Here is a 14896-nt window from a genome sequence, read left to right as displayed (position 1 = left end):
TGCGCTCCTGGACGCCAGTCGCAAACCACTGGACGCACTGCCGTAACGCAGCCGCCGTATCGCAACGCCAGGATGTCCCGCAGTCAGGGTCGAGATGACAGGGCGGGGCGATCACCGTGCGGATCAGGCAGGCATCACAACCGGCGCAACGGACAGCGGAAACGGAGCAGGACGCGCTCGAACTCAGGGCCGAGCTGGACGAGTTACTGCGGGCCCGGCAGTACGCCGGCCAGCGCGAACGGCGACTCACCGAGGCCGTCCGGAACGCACCGGACCAGCAGCGCCCGGACGGGGAGCTGCTGCGCCAGCTCGCCCAGGCCCGGACCCTGCGCGAGGGTCTGGGCGAGCGCTGCCTCGAACTGAGCGAGCAGCTCAAGGACTTGGAAATCCGGCTCAGGCAGCCGACACCCCGCCGAGGAGTCCCCCAGCAACCCACCGGAGCCCGCTTCGGGGGCGCGCACAACGAGGCGCACGCCCCCTCAACGCCTCCAGCTCCCCCGGTTTCGCAGCCGCAGCCGACGGAAGCGGCACCGGCCACCGGGGCCCGCTTCGGCCCGGCGCGCCCACCCGCCGCCGAGCCCGACGGACCGGCCCCCACCCGGCCGTCCGCAGCCCGGTCGTCCACTGCCCGGTCGTCCGCGGCCCGGACCCCGCAGGCGCCGCCGCCACCGCCGCCCGCGCCCGAGCCGCCCCGGCGCCGCTCCCCCGCCGAGCTCCTCGCCCTCGCCGAGCGGATCACCACCCTGCACCGCCAGGGCGCCACCCGGGAGCCGACCGCCCTGATCGAGCAGGCCGCCGTCCTGCTGGCCCCGCCGGACACGGCCCGGCTGGCCGCGCTGCTCGCCCGGAGCGGACCGGTCGGCACCTCCGTCCAGCTGGCCCGGGCCGTCGCCCAGGGCTCCCCGGACCAGGCCGCCGCCACCCTCGCCGAGCTGCGCCAGGCCGGGTCGGCCGAGGAGGCCGCCGAGCTGTTCCACGGCCTCTGGGCCTACCCGGCCGCCGCCCTGCCCGGGCTGCTCGCCGCCCTGGAACGCACCGGACAGCACGCCGACGGCGCCACCCTGCTCTGGGAGTGGGGCTCCGCACCCACCGCCGAACTCGCCGACCTGGCCGCCGCGCTCCAGCGGGCCGGCCGGGCCGCCGACGCCCGGACGCTGCTGCGCCAGGCCGCGGGCCGGCCCACCGCCGACCTCACCGCACTGGCCACCACACTGGCCGCGCCGCTGGCCGCCGCCCTGCTGCACGAACTCGCGGCGCTCCGCCCGCCGGCCGAACTGGTCCGGCTCGCGGCCGCCCTGGACGGCCACCCGGAGCTGTACGGCGAGCTGCTGACCGCGCTCACGGCCGACGAGGTCCGCCACCGCACCACCCTCGCCGCCCTGCGCACGGCCGGGCTGCCCACCACCCCGGCCGCCCCGGCCCGCTCGCGCTGGGGCCGCAGGTAGCACGGCAGGAGCCCCCGCCCGCCCGAAGGCGAACGGGGGCTCCCCGGGACGACCGACCGAGGTCAGCAGCCGATCAGACGCGCCGCCAGGTAGGACTTCACCTGGTCCAGCGAGACGCGCTCCTGCGACATGGTGTCGCGGTCGCGCACCGTCACGGCGTTGTCCTCAAGGGTGTCGAAGTCGACGGTGACGCAGAACGGCGTACCGATCTCGTCCTGGCGACGGTAGCGCTTGCCGATCGCACCGGCGTCGTCGAACTCGACGTTCCACGCGGTGCGCAGGTCGGCGGCGAGGCCGCGGGCCTTCGGCGAGAGGTCGGCGTTGCGCGACAGCGGCAGCACCGCGACCTTGACCGGGGCCAGGCGCGGGTCGAGCCGCATGCCGACGCGCTTCTCCATGACGCCCTTGGCGTTCGGCGCCTCGTCCTCGAAGTAGGCGTCGATCAGGAAGGCCAGCATGGCGCGGTTGAGGCCCGCCGCCGGCTCGATGACGAACGGGAAGTACCGCTCGCCGGACTCCTGGTCGAAGTACTTGAGGTCCTGACCGGAGGCCTCGCTGTGCACCCTCAGGTCGTAGTCGGTGCGGTTGGCGACGCCCTCCAGCTCCGAGAACTCCTGGCCGCCGAAGTTGAAGCGGTACTCGATGTCCACGGTGCGCTTGGCGTAGTGGGAGAGCTTCTCCTTCGGGTGCTCGAAGAAGCGCATGTTCTCGGTCCGCACGCCGAGGTCGACGTACCAGTCCCAGCGCTGCTGGAGCCAGTAGTCGTGCCACTGCTCGTCCTCGCCCGGCTTGACGAAGAACTCCATCTCCATCTGCTCGAACTCGCGGGTCCGGAAGATGAAGTTGCCGGGGGTGATCTCGTTGCGGAAGCTCTTGCCGGTCTGGGCGATGCCGAACGGCGGCTTCTTGCGCGAGGTCGTCTGGACGGCCTTGAAGTTGGTGAAGATGCCCTGGGCCGTCTCCGGGCGCAGGTACGCCAGGCCGCCGGCCTCCTCGGTGACACCGAGGTGGGTCTTCAGCATGCCCGAGAACTCCTTGGGCTCGGTGAAGGAGCCCTTGGTGCCGCAGTCGGGACAGTTGACGTCCTTGAGGCCGTTGGCCGGCGGGTAGCCGTGCTTGGCCTCGTACTTCTCCTCCAGGTGGTCGGCCCGGTGGCGCTTGTGGCAGGAGAGGCACTCGGTCAGCGGGTCGTTGAAGGTGGCGACGTGGCCGGAGGCCTCCCAGACCTCGCGGGCCAGGATCACCGACGAGTCGAGTCCGACGACGTCCTCCCGAGCCTGGACCATCGCGCGCCACCACTGGCGCTTGATGTTCTCCTTCAGCTCCACACCCAGTGGCCCGTAGTCCCAGGCGGCACGGGTGCCGCCATAGATCTCGCTGCAGGGGTAGACGAAGCCACGGCGCTTGCTCAGGCTGACGATCGTGTCGATCTTGTCGGCGGCCACAGTGCTCTCTTCAGTACGACGGCACGGTCAGGGCACGGCTGGTTGCGCGTACCCGAATACCTCAGGTTACCGGCCAGACGGGTACGGGGTTCAACTCGGTATCGCTCACCCGTCCGCCCGTCCCCTCGCTCACCCGTCCGAGTGATTTGACAATCATTTCCATCTAACCTGAGAATGGTTGTCATGATGATCCGACGACCCGCCCGCACCGCCATAGTCCTGACCGCGACCGCCGCAGCCGCCGCCCTCCTCACCGCCTGCGGCGGGGACAGCAGCGCCCAGGGCACGGACGGCAAGCTGGACGTCGTCGCCTCCTTCTACCCGATGGAGTACCTCGCCTCGCAGATCGGCGGCGAGCACGTCAGGATCGTCGACCTGACCGCCGCCGGCGTCGAGCCGCACGACCTGGAGCTCACCGCCAAGCAGGTCGCGAGCCTCCACAAGGCCGACGCGGTCCTCTACCTCAAGGGCCTGCAGCCCACCGTGGACAAGGCGGTCGCCGACTCCGGCGCCAAGCACGTGGTCGACGCCACCGCCGCCAGCCCGCTGGTCGACCACCACCTCGCCGAGGGCGCCGAGGAGGGCGACGGCCACCAGCACGAGGGCCCCGCCGGCGACCCGCACATCTGGCTCGACCCGACCCGCTACGCCGAGGTCGCCAAGAGCGTCGGCGCCGAGTTCGCCAAGGCCGACCCGGAGCACGCGGCCGACTACCGGAAGAACACCGACGAGCTGGTCGGCAAGCTCACCGGCCTGGACCAGGAGTTCCGGGACGGCCTGAAGAACGCCAGGACCAGGACCTTCGTCACCAGCCACGCCGCCTTCGGCTACCTCGCCGAGCACTACGGCCTGACCCAGGTCGCCATCAACGGCGTCGACCCGGAGTCCGAGCCCACCCCGGCCCGACTGGCCGAGGTGCAGAAGGCCGCCAAGGACAACGGCGCCACCACCGTCTTCTTCGAGACCCTGGTCAGCCCCAAGCTCGCCGACACCGTGGCGAAGGACCTCGGCCTCAAGACCGCCGTCCTGGACCCGCTGGAGGGCGTCAAGGAGCCGGCCAAGAACGACTACCTGACGATCATGAAGCAGAACCTGGCCAACCTGCAGGCCGCGCTCGGCGCCACCAGCTGACGGGACGACAGCACCGATGACCCACCCGATACCCCCGGCCGTCCGTCTCGGCAACGCCGTCGCCTCCCGCGGCGGCCGGCCGGTGCTGCGCGGCGTCGACCTCACCGTCCGGCCCGGAGAGGTGGTGGCCCTGCTCGGCGCCAACGGCTCCGGCAAGTCCACCACCGTCAAGGCCGTGATCGGCACCGTCCCGCTGGAGCGCGGCGCCCTGGAGCTGTTCGGCACGCCGTTCGCGAAGTTCCGCGCCTGGCACCGGATCGGGTACGTCCCGCAGCGCACCACCGCCGCCTCCGGCGTCCCGGCCACCGTCCGCGAGGTGGTCTCCACCGGACGGCTGCCGCAGCACGGACTGCTGCCGTTCCGCCGCAAGGACCGCACGGCGGTGGACCGGGCACTGGCCGCCGTCGGCATGCTGGACCGGGCCGGCGACGGCGTCGCCGACCTCTCCGGCGGGCAGCAGCAGCGGGTGCTGATCGCCCGCGCCCTGGTCGGCTCCCCCGACCTGCTGATCATGGACGAGCCGATGGCCGGCGTGGACTCCGCCAGCCAGCAGGTGCTCGCCGACACCCTGCGCACCGAGGTGGCCCGCGGCGCCGCCGTCCTGCTGGTCCTGCACGAACTCGGGCCGCTGGAGCCGCTGATCGACCGCGCGGTGGTGCTGCGCGACGGCTGCGTCGCCCACGACGGCCCGCCCGTCCCCGGCGCCGGACTGCACGCCCTGCCCGGCCACGACCACGTCCACCCGCACGCCGACCACACCCCGCCGAGGCTGCTCGCATGACCGAGATGCTCTCCTACGACTTCATGCAGCGCGCCCTGCTCGCCGCCGTGCTGGTCGGCATCACCGCACCCGCCGTCGGCATCTACCTGGTGCAGCGGCGGCAGGCTCTGATGGGCGACGGCATGGGCCACATCGCGATGACCGGCGTCGGCCTCGGCTTCATCTTCCAGACCAGCCCGGTCTGGATGGCCGTGCTGGTCTGCGTGCTCGGCGCCGTCACCATGGAGCTGGTCCGCTCGCGCGGCAACCAGCGCGGCGACATCGCCCTCGCGATGCTCTTCTACGGCGGCATGGCCTGCGGCAAGCTGCTGGTCTCGAAGTCCGCCCAGGCCGGCGCCGGCTCCCTGGAGAGCTACCTCTGGGGCTCCATCCTGACCGTCTCCCCCGGCGACCTCGCCACCATCGCGGCGCTCGGCGCCGTCGTCATCGCCGTCACCGTGGGCCTGCGCCGCCAGCTCTTCGCGATCTGCCAGGACGAGGACTTCGCCCGCGTCACCGGCCTTCCGGTGCGCACGCTCAACCTGCTGCTCGCCGTGATGGCCGCCGTCACCGTCACCGTCGCCATGCGGGTGGTCGGACTGCTGCTGGTCAGCGCCCTGATGGTGGTGCCGGTGGTGGCCGCCCAGCAGCTCACCCGCTCCTTCGCCGCCACCCAGGCCGGCGCCATCGCGCTCGGCGTGGTGGTCTCGCTGGCCGGCGTGGCCGGCTCCTACCAGACGGACGTCCCCTCCGGCCCGGCCATCGTGCTGCTCGCCATCGCCGTGTTCGCGGTGTTCAGCCTGATCGCCGCCCCGCTGGCCCGCCGCCGGCACCGGCGGACGGCCGACGCCGGACCGGTGGTCTGCGACGTCCAACTGCCCGCACCCGGTACCTCCGACGAGACCGACCCGGGCCGGAGGGCGGGGCTGGCACAATGAGGTGCGAGACGCCCACACCCCCAGGAGGACCCACGGTGACCACCGCAGGCCCGTCGCCGCGCGCCCGCTCGACCCGGCAGCGAGCCGCCGTCTCGGCGGCCCTGGACGAGATCGAGGACTTCCGCAGCGCGCAGGAGCTCCACGACATGCTCAAGCACCGGGGTGACTCGGTCGGCCTGACAACGGTCTACCGCACTCTGCAGTCGCTCGCCGACGCCGGCGAGGTCGACGTGCTGCGCACCGCCGACGGCGAGGCCGTCTACCGCCGGTGCAGCAGCGGGCACCACCACCACCTGGTCTGCCGGCTCTGCGGCGCCACCGTCGAGGTCGAGGGTCCGGCCGTGGAGCGGTGGGCCAACGCGGTCGCCGCCGAGCACGGGTTCACCGACATCGCGCACACCCTGGAGATCTTCGGCACCTGCTCGGAGTGCGCCGCCAAGGCCTGACACCGGTACGCCGAGGGGCCCGTGGACGATCCCACGGGCCCCTCGGCGTACCGGCGCGAACGCGTACCGGCGCGAACGGGTACCGGCTGAGTGCGTACCAGCCTCAGCCGGGTACCGGCCTCAGCGCTGGGCGGGCAGCTCGGTGGCCAGCGGCACCTCGTTCGGGATCGCCCCGCCGAAGCGCCGGTCGCGCATCGCGTACTGCTCGCAGGCGCGCCACAGGTCCCGGCGGTCGAAGTCCGGCCAGAGCACGTCCTGGAACACGAACTCGGCGTACGCGGACTGCCAGAGCAGGAAGTTGGAGGTGCGCTGCTCGCCGCTGGGACGCAGGAAGAGGTCCACGTCCGGCATGTCCGGGTGGTACAGGTACTTGGCGATGGTCTTCTCGCTGACCTTCTTCGGGTCCAGCCGGCCGGCCGCGACATCGGCCGCGATCGCCGCCATGGCGTCCGCGATCTCGGCCCGGCCGCCGTAGTTGACGCACATGTAGAGCGTGACGGCGTCGTTGTCCTTGGTCTGCTCCTCGGCGACCTGGAGCTCCTGGACGACGCTCTTCCACAGCTTGGGCATCCGGCCGGCCCAGCGGATCCGCACGCCCATCGCGTCCATCTCGTCGCGGCGGCGCCGGATGACGTCCCGGTTGAAGTTCATCAGGAACTTCACCTCGTCGGGCGAGCGCTTCCAGTTCTCGGTGGAGAACGCGTACAGCGAGATGTTCTTCACGCCGAGCTCGATCGCGCCCTTGAGGACGTCCAGCACCACGGACTCGCCGACCTTGTGGCCCTCGGTGCGCGGCAGACCGCGCTCCTTGGCCCAGCGGCCGTTGCCGTCCATCACGATCGCGACGTGCTCGGGGACGAGCTCGCCGGGGAGCTTCGGCGGCTTGGCACCGCTGGGGTGCGGGGTCGGGGGGAGGTACTCCCTTTGCTTGCCGCCGCCGAAGAGCCGTCGCGCTGCCATGTGCTCACTTCTCCACGTATCTCATCGAGCGGATGCCCCGCTCAAGGTGCCACTGCAGATAGGCCGCGACCAGGCCGCTGCCCTCCCGCCAGTACCTCGGCTCGCAGCTGTCGGCCGTCTGCCAGTCCCCTGACAGCAGCGCGCCGAGCAGTACCAGTGTCTCAGGGGAGGGTACGGCACAACCGGGCACTCGGCAGTCCCCGCACAGCACCCCGCCCGCCTGGAGCGAGAAGAACCGGTTGGGGCCCTCCAGCCCGCACTTGGCGCAGTCGGTGAAGCTCGCGCCGTAGCCGTTGACGGCCAGCGAGCGCAGCAGGAAGGCGTCCATCACGAGGTGCGACTCGTGCACCCCGGCGGCCAGCGTGCGCAGGCCGCCGACCAGGAGCAGGTACTGCTGGACGGCGGGTTCGCCCTCGTTCTCGGCGAACCGTTCCGCCGTCTCCAGCATGGCCGTCCCGGCGGTGTACCGGCCGTAGTCGGTGACGATCGAGCCGCCGTAGGGGGCGATCGTCTCCACCTGGGTGCAGAGCGGCAACCCGCGACCGACCAGGTCACTCCCCCGGCTGAAGAACTGCACGTCCACATGGGAGAACGGCTCCAGCCGGGCGCCGAACTTGGACTTGGTCTTGCGCACCCCGCGCGCCACCGCGCGCACCTTGCCGTGCTGGCGGGTGAGCAGGGTGATGATCCGGTCGGCCTCGCCGAGCTTCTGCGCCCGGAGCACCACGCCGTCGTCCCGGAACAGGCTCATGCCGCGGCCTCGCGGCCGGCGTCGAACAGTGTGGACATCCCACCATTGTCCCCCAGACGCGGCGGCAGCCGTGTGCCCGCACCGGGGCCGTGGGGGGATGACCGGTCGGTGCGGGTCACGGCGGGCCCGGAGGGGGGAGTTTCGGGCCCGGTCCTGTGGGGGCCTGCGGGGTCGGATCCGCGCGGCGGGGAGCCGGGTGGCGGCGGGGTCAGCGCGAGGCGCGGGTGGCCGCCTCCAGCAGCGCCCCGACCCGCTGCTGCGGCAGGTCCAGGCAGCGGCCGACGGCGACCAGCGCCTCGCGCTCCTGCGGGAGGTAGCGGCCGTCGGCCAGGGCGATCGCGGCGCCCTGCAGCAGCAGCCGCTCCCGGCCCTGGTGGGCCAGGTGCGGGGCGAGCGGTTCGAGCACCGCGTGCAGTTCCACGGCCAGGCCGCCGGCCATCCCGTGGGCGTCGTAGAGCTCCCCGCCAAGGCCGGAGAGCGCGGCCAGCGCGGCCAGCACCTGGGCCTCGCCGCAGTCCTCGAAGCCGGCCTCCCGGACGGAGCCGCAGGCCGCCTCGCGGGCCGCCCGGTGCGCGGTGCCGCCGGCCGCCAGCAGGGCGAGGGCGATGGTGTACTGGGCGTCGCGCAGCATCCCGGCCAGGCGGACGCAGGTCGGCTGCTCCAGGCTCTCCACGCCGTAGCGGCCGTGACAGGAGGTGCACTGCACGCTCCCGATGACCGGTCCGAGCGGGAGGACCGGGGTACCGAGAAGCCGCAGCCACCGCCGGCCGTGCTGCCGGCGGTAGTTGCGGTCCCCGCCGCAGCCCGGGCAGAAGAAGTCGCCGAGAACGTCAGTCCGCCACCGCGGGCGAACACCCCACAACCCTGTCACGGCGCCACTCCCCAGACATGGCAGGCGGCCTGCACAACAATGGGCAGGTCACGCGACCGGACACCGAGGCCGTCCCACCGACCCGGTTTTCCGGTGGATCGATGTTGCCACGGTTACCGGCACGTGTCAGTACCCCCAACGGCTTCCGGGCCGAAAAAATGTGGCGCAGGACACAGCCGGCCGCCCCCGGCCACCGGAAACGACGGCGGGCCGCCCCCAGGGGGACGGCCCGCCGGCACTCACTCGTACGAACTACCCGCGCTGCGAGCGGTTGACGGCACTGATCATCGCCTTCAGCGAGGCCAGCACGGTGTTGCCGTCGATGCCCACGCCCCACAGCACCTTGCCGTCCACGGCGCACTCGACGTACGCGGCGGCCTGGGCGTCGCCGCCCTCGCTCAGCGCGTGCTCGGCGTAGTCCAGCACCCGTACGTCCACGCCGATCTGCGCCAGCGCGTCGGCGAAGGCGGAGACCGGGCCGTTGCCGGAGCCGGTCAGGGTGACGGGCACGCCGTCGACCCGCGCCTCGGCGGTCAGCGCGTCCCGGCCGTCCTCGGTGGTCAGGCTGCGCGAGCCGCTCAGCGCGATCCGGCCCCACGGGTTGTCGGTGGTCGGCAGGTACTCGTCCTGGAAGACCGCCCAGATGGCGGCCGGGGTGACCTCGCCGCCCTCGGCGTCGGTCTTGGCCTGGATGATCCGGGAGAACTCGATCTGCATCCGGCGCGGCAGGTCCAGCTTGTGGTCGTTCTTCAGGACGTACGCCACACCGCCCTTGCCGGACTGGCTGTTGACCCGGATGACCGCCTCGTAGCTGCGGCCGACGTCCTTCGGGTCGATCGGCAGGTACGGCACGCCCCAGACGTGCTCCCCGACCGGCACGCCGGCCGCCGCGGCGTCCGCCTCCAGGGCGTCGAAGCCCTTCTTGATGGCGTCCTGGTGCGAGCCGGAGAAGGAGGTGTACACCAGGTCGCCGGCGTACGGGTGGCGCGGGTGCACCTCCATCTGGTTGCAGTACTCGGCGGTGCGGCGGACCTCGTCGATGTCGGAGAAGTCGATCTGCGGGTCGACGCCCTGCGAGAACAGGTTCATGCCCAGGGTGACCAGGTCGACGTTGCCGGTCCGCTCGCCCTGGCCGAACAGGCAGCCCTCGATGCGGTCCGCGCCCGCCAGGTACGCCAGTTCGGCGGAGGCGACGGCGGTGCCGCGGTCGTTGTGCGGGTGCACCGACAGGCAGACGTGCTCGCGGCGCGACAGGTGGCGCGACATCCACTCGAACTGGTCGGCCTGGACGTTCGGGGTGGCCCGCTCGATGGTGGCCGGCAGGTTCAGGATGATCTCGCGGCCCTCGCCGGGCTGCCAGACGTCCATGACCGCCTCGCAGACCTCCAGGGCGAAGTCCAGCTCGGTGTCGACGAAGATCTCCGGCGAGTACTGGTAGCCGAAGACGGTGTCGTCGCCCAGCAGCTTGTCGGCGTACTCCATCACCAGCCGGGTGCCGTCGGTGGCGATCGCCTTGGTGGCCGCCCTGTCGTTGCGGAACACCACCCGGCGGAACAGCGGCGCGGTCGCGTTGTACAGGTGCACGGTCGCGCGCGGGGCGCCGACCAGCGACTCGACGGTCTTCTCGATCAGCTCCTCGCGGGCCTGCGTCAGCACCGAGATGGTGACGTCCTCGGGGATCGCCCCCTCCTCGATCAGCGAGCGGACGAAGGCGTGGTCGGTGGCACCGGAGGACGGGAAGCCGACCTCGATCTCCTTGTAGCCCATCGCGACCAGCAGGTCGAACATCTTGCGCTTGCGGGCCGGGGACATCGGGTCGATCAGCGCCTGGTTGCCGTCCCGCAGGTCGGTCGAGAGCCAGCGCGGCGCCTTGGTGATCACCTTCGACGGCCAGGTGCGGTCCGGCAGGTCGACGGTGCCGAACGGCAGGTAGCGGCCGTGGCGCATGCCCGAGGGCTGCTGGCGCACGGTGGCGGCGGTGATCGGGGTCGCGCGGTCGACGAAGGCGCGACCGGCGGGGATGGACGCGGCGGAGCTCTGCTCGGTCATGGAGGTGACTCTCGGCTTCCTGTGGTGCGGGGCTGGTCGGGGGGAGGTGGACACCCGACTGGCCGGCCTGCTGCCGCTCGCGACCCTTCATCGGATCGCCCGTTTCCTACGCGCACAGCACAGTCCCCGCGGCGAGGGAGCCGGCCCGGGTGGACTACAGGCCCTCGACGCGGCAGCTAAGAAGGAGCAGCCCGTTGCGCATGATGTTCACCAGCGTAACCCAGGCGCACGCGCCCCCGAAGTGAGCCGGGTGACATTTCCACCCCTTGAGACGGCGGGCACTTCCGTCCGCGCCGGTGACAACAGGTCATCGAGGCCTCACTCTTGGCCACATGACAGCAGACCTGCCGCTCTGCACGATTGTTCCGCCGTTCATCCTGGACCGCCTCGCCGAGGACGGTCACGCCCCCGCCGCCCGCTCACTCACCCTGGACGCCGCGCACCGCGAGGCCCGGCTGGCGCCCTCCCCTCCCCCGCCCGGCCCGGCCCGGCTGGAGCGGGTGATCTCCGACGCCGGGCACGCCGAGCGGCTGCCCGGCCGCGTCGTCCGCCGCGAGGGCCAGAACCCCGGCACCGACGACTCGGTCAACCACGCCTACGACGGCCTCGGCGCGACCTTCGCCCTGTTCGCCGACGTGTACGGGCGCCGCTCGATCGACGACCAGGGCCTGCGCCTGGACGCCACCGTCCACTACGGCCGGCACTACGACAACGCCTTCTGGGACGGCCACCGGATGGTCTTCGGCGACGGGGACGGCGTGATCTTCGGCGACTTCACCGCCTGCGTGGACGTCATCGGCCACGAACTCTCCCACGGCGTCACCCAGTTCACCGCCGGACTGGAGTACCGGGGCCAGCCGGGCGCGCTCAACGAGTCCGTCTCCGACGTGTTCGGCTCACTGGTCAAGCAGTACGCGCTGCGCCAGAGCGCCGCCGACGCGGACTGGCTGATCGGCGCCGGACTGCTCGCACCGGGCGTGCAGGGGGTGGCGCTGCGCTCGATGAGGGCGCCCGGCACCGCGTACGACGACCCCCGGCTCGGCAAGGACCCGCAGCCCGCCCATCTGCGCGACTACGTGAACACCGCCCAGGACAACGGCGGCGTGCACATCAACTCCGGTATCCCCAACCACGCGTTCTACCTGCTCGCCACCGCCCTCGGCGGCCCGGCCTGGGAGCGTGCCGGGCAGATCTGGTACGACGCGCTGACCGGCCGCCGGCTGCCCGCGGACGCGAACTTCACCGCCTTCGCCCGGGCCACCGTCGCGGCCGCCCGGGACCGCTACCCGGAACCCTCCGTCGCCGACACGGTCACGGCGGCCTGGGCCGCCGTCGGCATCAGCCCCGGTTGAGGAGGGCTTAGGTCCTGTCCGGCCGATCTTGGCGGATCAGCGCGCGGCGGTGGGCGCCCGGCTGGGCGTGCGCCCGGATCGCCCTCGTACTGGACGTACTCGGGTGATTCGGGCGTGCGTCCAGGTGGGGGCACCTCCCGGCCGAAGGCTGGGGGAGGATGCCCGGCGTCGCGCGCCCGGCAAGATCGGCCGGACAGGACTTAGGGCGAACCTTAGGTCAAGGTCCGGGAAAACGTCGGCAAACGCCATCCCTGCGTAGCACCATGGACACCATGCGTATCCAGGTGACCCGGACCGGCGGCCTCGCGGGACACGTCCGCCGCGCGGAGCTCGACACCGCCGAGCGTATCGACGCCCCGCACGTCCACGCACTCGCCCGCGAGGCCGTCGCGGGCGGGCTGCGGGCACCCTCCTACGGGGTGCCGGACGGCTTCCACTACGAGATCACCGTCGACGGCCGGACGGTCCACTGCGCCGACCCCAAGCTGACCGACTCGCAGCGGGAGCTGGTCTCGCTGGTCCTTCGCGAGGGCGCCTGAGCACCCCCGCGCGGCCCGCTCCCGGGCCGGCCGGCGGCCGGCCTCAGATCCAGCCGTCGAGCGAGGCCATGAAGCCCTCGTGGTCGTCCCGGTGGATGGTGTGGCCGCTGTCCTCGACGGTGCGCACCTCGTAGCCGAGGCCGCGCAGCTCCTCGGCGTCCTCGGGCGTGATCAGGAAGCTCCGGCCCGGCAGCTGGACCAGCGAGGGGACGGCGGGCGCACCGGGCAGGCCGGTCGGCTCCTGGTGGCCGGCCAGGGCGAGGGCGCTGTCCTCGTCCCAGGCCGCGACGGTGGCCAGCTCGACGTCCACGTCGACCTCCTCCCAGCGCGGACTGAGCAGCTTGATCTGCTCCCGGGAGGCCCGCTTGAACAGGGTGAAGGCGGACGGCGTGAACAGGCCGGGCTGGGCGAACTTCCAGGCCGGGTCGGAGTAGACGGCCCGGGCGGGCTTCAGCCGGTCGACGGCGTCCAGCAGGGCGAGCCCGCCCAGCGAGTGGCCGATGGCGAGGTCCGCGCCGACCGGCAGGGTGTCGACCAGGTCCTGGGCGAACAGCTCGGGGCCGTACCGGTCCACCGGGGCCGGGCCCTCGCCGCGCGGGCTCGCGCCGTGGCCGCGCAGGTCCACCGCGATCACCCGGTAGCCGCGCTCGGCGAGCGCCGGGCCGACCTTCCGCCAGGTGCGGTGGTCGGACATGATGCCGTGCACCAGGACGGCGATCCGGTCACCGGAGCCCCACTCGTGGGTGTTCAGCCTCATTCTGGTGAAACCTCTCTGCTCTGCCGTCACGGTCCGCACCCGCGTCGGTTCGCCGCGGCGGGGCGGGGGCACCGACGAGCGCCACCGCTCAGCGAACACCCCGGACGGGCCCGGGGGCCAGCACCGCCGCCCGAGACGGCTGTCACCCCCGGGCCCGGCATGCGCGAGGGCCCGCCCGGACGCGGTCGTCCTGGCGGGCCCTGCTAGGACCTGGGTGCGCGGGGGCTCAGAACCCCAGCTTGCGCAGCTGCTTCGGGTCGCGCTGCCAGTCCTTGGCCACCTTGACGTGCAGGTCCAGGTAGACCGGGGTGCCGAGCAGCGCCTCGATGTGCTTGCGGGCGGTGGTGCCGACGTGCTTGAGCCGCGCGCCCTTGGCGCCGATCACGATGGCCTTCTGGCTCTGCCGCTCGATGTAGACGTTGGCGTGGATGTCCAGCAGCGGGCGGTCCGCCGGGCGGCCCTCGCGCGGGATCATCTCCTCGACGACCACGGCCAGCGAGTGCGGCAGCTCGTCCCGGACGCCCTCCAGGGCGGCCTCCCGGATCAGCTCGGCCACCATGATCTGCTCGGGCTCGTCGGTGAGGTCGCCGTCCGGGTAGAGCGGCATGCCCTCCGGGAGCAGCTTGGTGATCAGGTCGGCGACCAGCTCGACCTGCTTGTCGCCGACCGCCGAGACCGGGATGATCTCGGCCCACTCGATGCCCAGCTCCGCACCGAGCTGGTGGACGGCGATCAGCTGCTCGGCCAGCCGCTTGGAGTCGACCAGGTCGGTCTTGGTGACGATGGCCACCTTGGGGGTCTTCTTGATGTCGGCGAGTTCCTTGACGATGAACTTGTCGCCGGGGCCGAGCTTCTGGTCGGCGGGCAGGCAGAAGCCGATCACGTCGACCTCGGCCCAGGTGCTGCGGACCAGGTCGTTCAGCCGCTCGCCGAGCAGGGTGCGCGGCTTGTGCAGGCCGGGCGTGTCGACGAGGACGAGCTGGGCGTCCGGGCGGTGCACGATGCCGCGCACGGTGTGCCGGGTGGTCTGCGGACGGTCGGAGGTGATCGCGACCTTCGTCCCCACCAGGGCGTTGGTCAGGGTCGACTTGCCCGCGTTGGGCCGGCCGACGAAGCACGCGAAGCCGGAGCGGTACGAGGAGGAAGGGGCACTCATGCGCCCCATTCTCCCTGATCACCGGGAGCACGACGGACCAAGCCGCCGACGGGGTGCCCGTTCAGCCCTTCCCGCCCCCTCCGAGCGAGGCGATTCCCATGATCAGGACGAGCAGGAGGAACGCCACCGAGCCCCAGAGCCAGAACGGCGAGCCGGTCTCCTGCCACTTGCCCATGCCCATCACGCCCAGCAGCAGCCCCGCGAAGAACGCGAACGGCCCCATCTCCCCAGCCCCCTCAGCACAGCCCACTCCCCGGTGAGATTATCTGCCGTATTCGGGGGTGGTTGGCCAGGGG

General features: G+C 72.3%; 15 protein-coding genes. 7 read left to right on the top strand and 8 right to left on the bottom strand.

Translation table 11 applies throughout. From position 1 onward, the window contains the following. The first annotated feature begins 116 nt into the window (after positions 1–116). Entirely contained in the window at positions 117–1445 is a 1329-nt protein-coding gene (locus ACFVVX_RS00720) for a hypothetical protein (protein ID WP_387939840.1), read from the top strand. A 62-nt stretch (positions 1446–1507) separates the two neighbouring features. Here the strand turns inward: ACFVVX_RS00720 and ACFVVX_RS00715 are convergent, their stop codons facing one another. Then, positions 1508–2890 carry a glycine--tRNA ligase gene (locus ACFVVX_RS00715; protein WP_387939838.1) on the bottom strand — a complete coding sequence of 461 codons (1383 nt, stop codon included), beginning with the start codon at positions 2888–2890 and terminating at the stop codon, positions 1508–1510. A 183-nt stretch (positions 2891–3073) separates the two neighbouring features. Here ACFVVX_RS00715 and ACFVVX_RS00710 point away from each other — a divergent pair, with 183 nt between their 5' ends. From ACFVVX_RS00710 to ACFVVX_RS00695, 4 genes are read left to right on the top strand one after another with little or no spacing between them, the layout of a single operon-like run. Continuing rightward, positions 3074–4021 (top strand): metal ABC transporter substrate-binding protein, encoded by a 948-nt coding sequence (locus ACFVVX_RS00710; protein ID WP_387939836.1) that lies wholly within the window; start codon positions 3074–3076, stop codon positions 4019–4021. A gap of 16 nt (positions 4022–4037) precedes the next feature. After that, positions 4038–4802: a metal ABC transporter ATP-binding protein gene (locus ACFVVX_RS00705; protein ID WP_387939834.1), complete on the top strand. Its 765-nt coding sequence runs from the start codon at positions 4038–4040 to the stop codon at positions 4800–4802. Then, positions 4799–5719 (top strand): metal ABC transporter permease, encoded by a 921-nt coding sequence (locus ACFVVX_RS00700; RefSeq protein WP_387939832.1) that lies wholly within the window; start codon positions 4799–4801, stop codon positions 5717–5719. The genes ACFVVX_RS00705 and ACFVVX_RS00700 overlap by 4 nt, the downstream gene beginning before the upstream one ends. Positions 5720–5754: 35 nt before the next feature. Further along, the gene (locus ACFVVX_RS00695; RefSeq protein WP_387939830.1) at positions 5755–6165 is read left to right on the top strand and encodes a Fur family transcriptional regulator; all 411 of its coding nucleotides are present in this window, start codon (positions 5755–5757) and stop codon (positions 6163–6165) included. Between the two features lie 120 nt (positions 6166–6285). Here ACFVVX_RS00695 and ACFVVX_RS00690 read toward each other — a convergent pair whose 3' ends face one another. The 4 genes from ACFVVX_RS00690 to leuA form a co-directional block, all read right to left on the bottom strand. Next, a complete protein-coding gene (locus ACFVVX_RS00690) occupies positions 6286–7125 on the bottom strand; it encodes an isoprenyl transferase (RefSeq protein WP_387939828.1) in 840 nt (279 codons plus the stop codon). A gap of 4 nt (positions 7126–7129) precedes the next feature. Further along, positions 7130–7876 carry a DNA repair protein RecO gene (gene recO / locus ACFVVX_RS00685; RefSeq protein ID WP_387939826.1) on the bottom strand — a complete coding sequence of 249 codons (747 nt, stop codon included), beginning with the start codon at positions 7874–7876 and terminating at the stop codon, positions 7130–7132. A gap of 208 nt (positions 7877–8084) precedes the next feature. Beyond that, positions 8085–8582, bottom strand: a complete 498-nt coding sequence (locus ACFVVX_RS00680) for a TerB family tellurite resistance protein (RefSeq protein ID WP_387939824.1) — start codon at positions 8580–8582, stop codon at positions 8085–8087. A 417-nt stretch (positions 8583–8999) separates the two neighbouring features. Then, on the bottom strand, positions 9000–10796 hold the full coding sequence (gene leuA / locus ACFVVX_RS00675) for a 2-isopropylmalate synthase (protein ID WP_387939822.1): 1797 nt from the start codon (positions 10794–10796) through the stop codon (positions 9000–9002). 332 nt (positions 10797–11128) lie between these two features. Here leuA and ACFVVX_RS00670 point away from each other — a divergent pair, with 332 nt between their 5' ends. Further along, positions 11129–12148 carry a M4 family metallopeptidase gene (locus ACFVVX_RS00670; protein ID WP_387939820.1) on the top strand — a complete coding sequence of 340 codons (1020 nt, stop codon included), beginning with the start codon at positions 11129–11131 and terminating at the stop codon, positions 12146–12148. Between the two features lie 272 nt (positions 12149–12420). Beyond that, positions 12421–12687 carry a protealysin inhibitor emfourin gene (locus ACFVVX_RS00665; protein WP_387939818.1) on the top strand — a complete coding sequence of 89 codons (267 nt, stop codon included), beginning with the start codon at positions 12421–12423 and terminating at the stop codon, positions 12685–12687. Between the two features lie 43 nt (positions 12688–12730). Here ACFVVX_RS00665 and ACFVVX_RS00660 read toward each other — a convergent pair whose 3' ends face one another. The 3 genes from ACFVVX_RS00660 to ACFVVX_RS00650 all read right to left on the bottom strand — a co-directional run bounded on the left by ACFVVX_RS00660 (position 12731) and on the right by ACFVVX_RS00650 (position 14823). Continuing rightward, positions 12731–13444 carry an alpha/beta fold hydrolase gene (locus ACFVVX_RS00660; RefSeq protein WP_387939816.1) on the bottom strand — a complete coding sequence of 238 codons (714 nt, stop codon included), beginning with the start codon at positions 13442–13444 and terminating at the stop codon, positions 12731–12733. 226 nt (positions 13445–13670) lie between these two features. Further along, positions 13671–14600 (bottom strand): GTPase Era, encoded by a 930-nt coding sequence (gene era / locus ACFVVX_RS00655; protein WP_387939814.1) that lies wholly within the window; start codon positions 14598–14600, stop codon positions 13671–13673. 61 nt (positions 14601–14661) lie between these two features. Then, entirely contained in the window at positions 14662–14823 is a 162-nt protein-coding gene (locus ACFVVX_RS00650) for a hypothetical protein (protein ID WP_387939812.1), read from the bottom strand. Between the last annotated feature and the right edge of the window lie 73 nt (positions 14824–14896).

The sequence above is a fragment of the Kitasatospora sp. NPDC058170 genome (assembly GCF_042883905.1).
Taxonomy (GTDB): domain Bacteria; phylum Actinomycetota; class Actinomycetes; order Streptomycetales; family Streptomycetaceae; genus Kitasatospora.
Note: the sequence above shows the minus strand (reverse complement) of the source record. Positions and strands in the feature narration are given on the sequence as shown.